1 pseudogene is annotated in these 584 nt (G+C 55.7%); it reads right to left on the reverse strand.

The window, feature by feature from the left end:
- Nucleotides 1-584 (reverse strand): annotated as a pseudogene (locus ACTHSN_RS10750) (hypothetical protein); the annotation flags it as partial.

Here is a 584-nt window from a genome sequence, read left to right on the forward strand (position 1 = left end):
CCGAGTTTTTCGATATTGGTGCTGCCGCTGTCGCCATTGAAGGTCAGGCCTTTGTTGTCAACGGTAGTTTTGGCGTCTACGCCTTTTTGGATTTCGGCTTTGGTGCCGTCAGCCAAGTCGATGCTGTAGTTGGTCACATTGTTCGCGTCTGCTGCTGAAGCAGTGACGGTCACTTTGCTCGAACCGGCGCTCGCTGTCGTGCCTTTGGCGTTGACGGTGTAAACGTCTTGGCCGTTGGCTCCGGTCGTTTTCACCACGTCTTTGATGTTGGTACCGGCACGTACTTCGGTACGGGCGGCGGCGCTTTGCTGTTTCAGCTGGCTGTAGTTGACGGCGTCGGTGTCATCGGTACCGGCGGCTACGTTGGTGATTTTGTTGCCGGCGGCATGGATGCCTGACTTGGTCACACTCGGGCCACCGGTAATGGTGAGGCCGTCTGAATTCAGTTTGCTGTCGCCTGCGGTAACGCTGTCAACAGTAATGTCTTTGGCCAGTTTCAGCTGTGCACCACCGGCTACGGTTTCGCTGATGATGTTGCTGTCGCCTTTGACATTGATGGTGTCGCCCAATGCGTAGTTGTTGCT

It is taken from the genome of Neisseria sp. P0009.S010, assembly GCF_051958545.1.
Taxonomy (GTDB): Bacteria; Pseudomonadota; Gammaproteobacteria; order Burkholderiales; family Neisseriaceae; genus Neisseria; species Neisseria subflava_A.